The following is an 8,574-nucleotide window of genomic DNA, read 5'->3' as shown; positions in this document are numbered from 1 at the left end:
TGAATTAATGTTATTTTTAATTGATTAGAAATATTTGAAATTAGTTTAAAATTATCAAAGTGTTTTTATTGAGATTATATTGCATAAATAAAATAACAATCTAACAAGTCGTTTTATTAAAAAAACGATTTTTTTATTATTCTTTTAACAGGGGAAATAATTATGGGAACCAGCGTTTTTGATTCTGTTTTATTAAAGAATTTATGGTCGACAGAAGAAATGAGAACTATTTTTTCTGATAAAACCAGAATGCAAAATTGGCTTGATTACGAAGCTGCATTAGCGATTGAGCAAGCTGAATTAGGTTTGATCCCAAAAGATGCTGCAAAAGTGATTTCAGACACCGCGAAACTTGAAAAGCTTGATATGGATTATATCTTAGAACAAGTGCGTCTTACACGGCATCCATTAGTGCCAACAATTCGTGGTTTAGAACATGCTTGCCCAGAACATTATGGGGAATATGTTCACTTTGGTCCAACAACACAAGATGTGATTGATACAGGTCTTGTACTACAACTAAAAGAGGCTCACCAGACTTTCTTACGTGATATCAAAGTATTAGGTCGCGCACTGCTATCATTAAGTGAACAACATCGCAACACACCCATGGTTGGACGCACATTGGCATTACAAGCGTTACCAATTACGTTTGGTCATAAAACTGCAATTTGGTTAACTGAATTAGCGCGTCATTATCAACGCCTTAAAGAAATTGAACCCCGCTTATTTGTTGGCAGTGTTGTTGGCGCTGTGGGTACAAAAGCCTCGTTAAGCGATAAAGCGGATGAATTAGAAGCTCGTGTATTAAAACGCTTAGGCTTAGGTGTACCTGAAATATCTTGGCAGCCTGCGCGTGATAGATTCAGCGAATATGGCATGCTAATGGGCTTAATTAGCGGGACTTTAGGTAAAATTGCTAATGAAATCTTACTATTAGCACATAACGAAATTGATGAGTTATCTGAGCCTTTCAGTAAAGGTCAAGTAGGTTCTTCGACCATGCCACATAAACGTAATCCTGCCATTGTTGAAAATGCGGCTTGTGTAAGCAATACCCTGAAAGCGAATCTTTCTGTTTTAACGGATATGATGAAACACCAACATGAGCGTGATGGTGCGATCTGGAAAATGGAATGGAAGATCATGCCTGAAATGTGCCTTATGCTGTCAGTTATCTTCGATAATATGAAAACAGTCATAGGTGGACTGAATGTGCATGTTGAGAAAATGCGCGAAAATATGGATATCCTAGGGGGCTTTATGCTGGCAGAGCGTGTGATGTTTGCTTTATCTGATAAAGCAGGTAAACAAACGGCGCATGAAATTGTGTATGAAGCATCAATGTCTGGGCAAGAAGAAGGTATTACCTTCGTTGAAGCGATTAATCGTGATACCCGTATTCGTGATCACATTACTCAAGAAGAGCTTGATGCACTTTTAGATCCAACGACATATGTGGGTAATGCACCCGCTCAAGTTGATCGTGTTGTCGCACAAACTAAAGCCTCTGGCTGGTTAAATGATTAAGTGACTTGATTACCTCCAACCTTCTTATTATCTAAAAGCCGGTGATATTGCTGGCTTTTTCTTATCTATTTCGAGGTGTTTATGACATTGAGTCAGCAGTTAGCCCAATTTATTACTACAACTCATTTTTCTGATTTACCAGCCCAAGTTGTTAGTCGAGCTAAGATTCATTTATTAGATACATTAGGTGTCGCTCTTGCCGGAACAGTACAACAAAGTGCCATTCAAAGTCGCCAAGGCGTGACTTTTTTACCTGATAGTCAAGGTGATATTCCCATTTGGGGAAGTTCGTTAACAGCAAGTACCACTGTGGCTACATTGACAAATGGTATTGCAGCGCATGCATTAGATTTTGATGATACACACACTGATTCGATTACACATGGTAGTGCGGTATTAACACCGATTGCTTTTGCATTAGGTGAATCTATCGGTGCCTCATCACAAGATATTTTAACGGCGTGGGTGGTTGGCTGGGAAGTTGCAGCAAGAGTAGGCTTAGCAAGTCATAGTGGATTTCATCAGCGCGGTTTTCATGCCACAGCCATTGCGGGGATTTTTGGTGCAACCGCTTGTGCCGCGTCATTGTTAAAATTGACACCAGAGCAAACTGTGAATGCATTAGGATTAACAGGAAGCCAAGCAGGAGGCGTTGCGGAATACCTTACCAATAGCTCATCTTCTAAATGCTTTCATGCAGGATGGGCTGCACAATCAGGTATTATCGCAGCATCATTAGCAAAAGGGGGGATGACAGGCCCTGAAACAATATTTGAAGGTCGTTATAGCCTTTATCAAACACATGGTATTCGAGAGCAAGCGCAACCAGAGCAAGTGGCATTAGGATTAGGTGAAACATGGGAATTTTTAAATGTTTCTATTAAACCTTATCCAGTATGTCATTTTGCTCATGCAACGGTTGATTGCGGACGTCAATTGCTGAAAAAAGGGATCACGATTGATGATATCGATAATGTAGAGTGCGTTGTCGACCCAGTAGCCGCCGCCTTGATTTGTGAACCACCTGAAACAAAATGGGCGCCTCAAACAGCTTATGGTGCCAAATTTAGTTTGCCATGGTTATTTGCTGCGGGCTTTTTAGATAATGCTTTAACGTTATCTTCATTATTACCTGAAAACCTACAACGGGAAGATATTCAATCGTTAGCGAAACGTGTAAGTTATCGCTATCCCGAAAAAGGGGAAATTCCATTTCCTACTTATTTTCCGGGATTAATTTTCGTGACATTAAAAAATGGCGAGAAGATCACGGAGAGATTAGATATTCAGTATGGTAATTCGAAAAATCCAATGACAGATAAAGATGTCATCAGTAAGTTTTATGATAATGCATCTTTGGTAATAGAAACTGAACAATCGGCACAATTAGTTGAAAAAAATACTGCATTTCGATAATGTCACTATTTCAGAAATAACACAATTATTACGTATTAAAGAAAGAGAAAGTTAAGCTGAAATAATACAAGCAAGATGGTTGTGGAAAGAAGGATTGGTGTTTCTACCAATCCTTTCTTTATTGCCTTGCACACATAAATTCAGATGTACACACTGTGTTTTCTCCGATTTTTACCGTACCTGAAAAGCTAACAATAGTACGTCGTTGTCGGCGAAATTGGATTTCAATAAGTAGTTGATCGCCTGCTTTTACCACATCATAAAAGCGTGCATTCTTTATGCTGGCAAAATAACATTGCTGATCTTTCTCCATAGGTGAAAGATAGTAATGTGCAAGAATACCCGAAGCTTGAGCCATGCTTTCAAGTAGTAATAAAGGTGGATAAAACTCGCCAAAAACAACGGTGTCATTGGTAGTGATATTTTTAATGGCCGCTAATCTACCAAGGGTAAGTTCAGCTGGCTCAGAAATAACACGATCAATTAATAAGAATGGATAACGATGAGGCAATATTTCCATTATTTCACTGACGGAAATGGGCATGTATTCTCTCCTCGTTACAGTGATAGGATAAACTCGGTTTTACAACAGCGGCGGTTATTATTTCATTCTTATTCAATATCGTACAGTATTGGCTTATCTTTTGGGTGGAAATTTGCGTTAAATAGATAACAAAGACCAGAATAGGAAAAATCCAGCCTTTGTTATTTCTAAATTAAGAACAGCTTATTAATTAAGACGAGCAATAATTTGACGTAGATCGTTCATTGCTGCTTCATTTAGAGGCTCTTGCGGTAAAATAGGTGAGCCTACTTCAAAGCCTTGAATATTTAGGGATGCTTTAATACATGATGCGAGTGAGTATTTTGTAAATGCTTCATTGATTTGCCACACCTCTTTTTGTTTTACTAATGCCGTATCAAAGTCGCCTTTCGTTGCGAGCTCATACAGTTCAACACATTGTTTGGGTAATACACAAGCAGGACCCGCCATCCAACCTACACCGCCAAGTTTTAATACTAACAAGGGAATATGCGCTGAAGCACTAAAGATTTTAACGCGTTCACCAAACGTATTGATCATGGTGAGTAAGCGACCTGTATTGCTTGAAGCATCTTTAATATATTCGATATTGGGAATATAACTAAGTTCATTGAATAAAGAGATAGGAAGAACATCGCCCAACAATCCCGGATTGGTATAAATGGTCATCGATTTTTCAGGAAATGCTTCTGCGATGGTTTGGAAATAACCCGCTTGAGCCGTTTCGCTTAACGGGTACATTTTTTGTGAAATCAATACCATGCCATCAACGCCTAATTGAGCATATTGCTCAGCTTGATGACAAGCATCTGCGGTTGAAAAACTGGCGACACCGGCGATAACAGGAATACGTCCTGCGGTTTGATCAACAGTAATACGGACAATTTCATTGCGCTGTGCTTGAGAAAGGTAAGCGTATTCGCCAGTGCTACCTAATGGGCTTAAGCCATGAACACCGCTTGAGATTAGATGCTCAACCAAGCGGCGTAACGAGGCTTCAAGGATAGTCCCTTTTGTTTGATCAACAGGCGAAACAAGGTAAGGAAAAATGCCATGGAATTGGGTCATAATCGGTGTCCTGTTTTAATTTTGATGTGTTATTGCAATGGTTTATTTATTTTGGTTATTCTTGTTGAAGTGTTATATCAGCGTGATTAATGACTTCATTTTGTTCGTTTTTTAATGAATCAAACAGTATTTGGGCTGCTTTCCCTGGGCTATTGGCATTGAGATACAGGTTATAACTAATTGCGGGTAAAGCAGGTAAGCCTTCTTTTTCACCTAAAATGCGCAAATCATCACCTGAAAGCTCAATTGAACGCGCCATAATGCCTAAGCCTGCACGTACTGCGGCTCTGGCACCTGAAAGGGTTGTAGCCACATAAGCGATCCGCCAACGAATACCTTGTTGATCAAGATGATTTATCATCATATCGCGGTATGTGCTGGGTTCATCTAAGACGACTAATGGTAGGGGTTCATCGAGATCAAATCTGAAGTGTTTTCCGCAATACCATAAAGAGGGGGAAACACGTAATACAATTTTGGGATAACCCACATGTTCTTCGGTCGAAATGGCTAAATCAAGTTCGTTATTTTCTAACATTGCCATTAAAAATGGACTACGTTTAACAATAATTTCCATGATCAAGCGAGGATAGGCGCCAGAAAAACGGGCGAGAAGATCAGGTAAAATCGTGTTTGCCGTATCATCAGGAGAACCAATTTTTAAAATTCCATCAATTTCTTCATGCATCAATGAAAGGCACGCTTCATCATTCAGACGTAAAATACGGCGAGCGTAGTTAAGCAGTTGTGTACCGGCTTCTGTCAGTGTTTTATTTCGGCCTTGGCGAGCAAACAACTCTTTTCCTATCAGTGATTCAAGCCGTTGCATTTGCTGGCTTACAGCAGATTGTGTACGACACACAGATTCAGCGGCTGCTGCAAAGGTATTTCCATCGACAACAGCAACAAAGGTTCGGAGTAAATCAAGTTCTAAGTTAAAAATAGGGCGCTTTGCAGAAGTCATTATAGATGTCTCTTAATGGGTGTTGTGTTTAATAAAAACAATAAATCATATTTTTTATAAGACTCTTTTAGAGATTACGTAATGAATACTCATATTATGAAGAGTTGAATTAATAATCTATAACAAAGCTCAATAATTTCGAGGTGTTATCCATTCTTTAATGAAAAAGTAGAACAAATGAAGGTAACTACTGATTTTTATACAGTATTATGAGACAATGACGCCTTTCTTAAAATCAGTTACAGAGTGGTTATGTCCCTTTCTCAATCCGTTAAAAATCAAATAAGTCAGTGGTATAAAGCCTTACCAGAGCATATTGAAGGGTTTATTCCTCGGGCGCCACAGCGTGAAATGATCGCTGAGGTGGCGAAGACTTTTTCTGATGAAATGGGGCGCCATTTAGTGATAGAAGCCCCGACTGGCGTAGGTAAAACGCTCTCTTATCTTATTCCAGGTATTGCCATTAGCCGTGATGAGAAAAAGCCACTAATAATCAGTACAGCAAATGTGGCTCTGCAAGATCAAATCTATAGCAAAGATCTGCCCTTACTTAAAAAAATCATTCCTGATCTTACGTTTACGGGGGCTTTTGGCCGTGGGCGTTACTTATGCCCTCGCAATTTAGAGGCAATTTGTGCAACAGAAGGTGAGCAAATTGACTTAATGTTTTTGCTTGAAGATAAAGTTGATGTTGCGACGAGTGCAGAAAGAGAAATTTGCCACGAACTCAAAAATGATTTCACTCACTTTGGTTGGGATGGTTTACGTGATCACCATAAACGTGCGCTAACAGACAATTTATGGCGTAAAATTAGCACGGATAAAATGAATTGCTTAGGGCGCAATTGCCAATATTATCATCGCTGTCCTTTCTTTATTGCACGTCGTGAAATTGATGAAGTCGATGTGGTTATTACCAATCACGCTTTAGTGATGGCAGCAATGGAAAGTGAATCTGTGTTACCTGATGCTAAAAATCTGCTGTTGGTTCTTGATGAGGGGCATCATATTCCTGACGTTGCGCGAGATGCACTTGAAGTCGAAGGGGAAATAACCTTAGCCTCCCTTAATAACCAGCTTGATAATATCACGCGCCATGTTAGCCAGTATTTAGCGCAATTTATTCCTGTACGTCCTCCTAAATTGGCAGATCCTATTCGTTTTGATGCTCATATCGCTAAGTTACGTGAAGCTTATCAAGAGGTTGATACGTTCACGCGCGCACTATTACCAGAACGCAGTGAACAAGATGAATATCTCTTTCCGTTAGGTGAATTACCTGAACAACTTCTGTTAAGTTGCCAGACCCTATTTAAGTTAACGGATGGTTTAAAAATGCTGGGCGAAGCTATTTTAAACGATTTAACAGAACGCACAGCGAAAGAAGATGTTGTGCGTTTACATCGTGCCATTTTAACGACCAGTAGAATGGTGGGATATTTAGAAAATATGGCGAAACTTTGGCGCTTAGCCACACTAGATCAAACCTCTAAAGCGCCTGTATCTAAATGGCTAACTCGCCGTTATGATAAAAAGCAGTCTCATCTCTATTTTCATTGCGCAGGAATTCGTGTTAGCGAACAATTGACACAATTATTATGGAAAAATATCCCACATGTGGTTATCACATCTGCGACATTACGCTCGTTAAATAGCTATTCTCGCATTCAAGAATTAACGGGATTAAGTGAACATTTCGATGATCGCTTTATTACGTTGTCTTCGCCTTTTGAACATAAAGAGCAGGGTAGATTAGTTATTCCTAAAATGCGTTATGAACCGACGATAAGCCATGAACGTGAACATTTAAAAGAGATGGCACGGTATTTTCGACACAGCATGGAAGAGGATAACCACCGAGGTCAGTTAGTTTTATTTAGTAGCCAACGGGCAATGGAAGGCTTCTTAGAAGAAGTGAAAGATTTGCGTTTATGCTTATTAGTGCAAGGCGATCAGCCTCGCTATCGATTAGTTGAAACACATTGTAAGCGTATTGATGCGGGCGATAATAGTGTGTTGATAGGCTTGCAATCTTTTGCTGAAGGGCTCGATTTAAAAGGGGATTATTTAACACAGGTACATATTCATAAAATTGCTTTTCCGCCCGTGACAGATCCAGTGATTGTGACAGAAGGCGAATGGCTTAAATCTCTAAAACGTTATCCTTTTGAAGTGCAAAGTTTGCCAAGTGCATCATTTAATTTAATTCAGCAAGTTGGGCGCCTTATTCGTAGTCATCATTGCCACGGTGAAATTATTATTTATGACAGGCGTTTTATTAACAAAAAAACTACGGTTCACGCTTATTAACGGCGTTACCCATATTTCCTATTTATCAACCTGATATGCCCAAAGGGAAAGATAAATAAAAAAAGACTACCTAAAGAAAAAGAGGTAGCCTTTTAACGTCATCATGGTCATTCATATTAAGAATTAGTTCTCAATATTAGCTTCAATAAACCATAAGAATTTATCGAGATCACGCGATGCGGCAGTAAACATATCTGCGGTATCTTCGTCTTCAACTTCGTCAATAGCTTTACGAATATCATTAGCAACAACGGCATAACGATCAGCCAGTGCTTTTAGGTGATCTTGCACATCATGGATATCCAGAGGATAAGCTTTTAATGGTGTTTTCTTACTCACCACTTGTGCAGTACCTAATACAGTGCCACCTAATTGAACAACACGCTCTGCAAATTCATCGGTGTGCTGATTAATGGTATCGCGGAAGCCGTCAACCATTTCATGAACAGAAATAAAGTTTCTGCCACGCATATTCCAGTGCGCTTGTTTTGTGATGAGAGATAGGTCGATAAACTGTGTCACCATCTGTTGCAGTAATTCGATTGCGTGCAGTTTTACGCTGTCATCGAGGCTATTACGGGTATAAAGCAGAGTTGAAGGTGTGGATTTGACTAATTTAGCAGTACTCATAATCGTTCTCCCTAAATAATTAATAACTCAATATCTCAATTTCTGTTAATAATGATAGTGAATTATTAATGGTTAGTCTTATCGATTGATACTATTAAATTGATAGGTCATC

The 8,574-nt window shown here is 39.2% G+C and carries 6 protein-coding genes and 1 pseudogene; 3 read left to right on the top strand and 4 right to left on the bottom strand.

Annotated features, from left to right (window positions below; translation table 11 throughout):
* Positions 1-162: 162 nt before the first annotated feature.
* Complete coding sequence (gene purB / locus BHE89_RS04665; protein ID WP_069367526.1) at positions 163-1,530, top strand: adenylosuccinate lyase; 1,368 nt, start codon at positions 163-165, stop codon at positions 1,528-1,530.
* A gap of 81 nt (positions 1,531-1,611) precedes the next feature.
* The gene (locus tag BHE89_RS04660; RefSeq protein ID WP_286145891.1) at positions 1,612-2,946 is read left to right on the top strand and encodes an MmgE/PrpD family protein; all 1,335 of its coding nucleotides are present in this window, start codon (positions 1,612-1,614) and stop codon (positions 2,944-2,946) included.
* 118 nt (positions 2,947-3,064) lie between these two features.
* Here the strand turns inward: BHE89_RS04660 and fabZ are convergent, their stop codons facing one another.
* The 3 genes from fabZ to BHE89_RS04645 all read right to left on the bottom strand — a co-directional run bounded on the left by fabZ (position 3,065) and on the right by BHE89_RS04645 (position 5,522).
* Entirely contained in the window at positions 3,065-3,490 is a 426-nt protein-coding gene (gene fabZ / locus BHE89_RS04655; protein WP_069367528.1) for a 3-hydroxyacyl-ACP dehydratase FabZ, read from the bottom strand.
* A 186-nt stretch (positions 3,491-3,676) separates the two neighbouring features.
* Positions 3,677-4,558, bottom strand: coding sequence for a dihydrodipicolinate synthase family protein (locus BHE89_RS04650; protein ID WP_069367529.1), 882 nt, complete (start codon positions 4,556-4,558; stop codon positions 3,677-3,679).
* A 55-nt stretch (positions 4,559-4,613) separates the two neighbouring features.
* Entirely contained in the window at positions 4,614-5,522 is a 909-nt protein-coding gene (locus BHE89_RS04645) for a LysR family transcriptional regulator (RefSeq protein ID WP_069367530.1), read from the bottom strand.
* A 252-nt stretch (positions 5,523-5,774) separates the two neighbouring features.
* Here BHE89_RS04645 and dinG point away from each other — a divergent pair.
* Positions 5,775-7,891 (top strand): annotated as a pseudogene (gene dinG, locus BHE89_RS04640) (ATP-dependent DNA helicase DinG).
* A 64-nt stretch (positions 7,892-7,955) separates the two neighbouring features.
* Here the strand turns inward: dinG and dps are convergent.
* Entirely contained in the window at positions 7,956-8,462 is a 507-nt protein-coding gene (gene dps, locus BHE89_RS04635; protein WP_069367532.1) for a DNA starvation/stationary phase protection protein Dps, read from the bottom strand.
* Positions 8,463-8,574: the final 112 nt, after the last annotated feature.

Origin of the sequence: Shigella sp. FC1967, assembly GCF_001743005.1 — a bacterium.
In the GTDB taxonomy this organism is placed as follows: Bacteria; Pseudomonadota; Gammaproteobacteria; order Enterobacterales; family Enterobacteriaceae; genus Proteus.
Note: the sequence above shows the minus strand (reverse complement) of the source record. Positions and strands in the feature narration are given on the sequence as shown.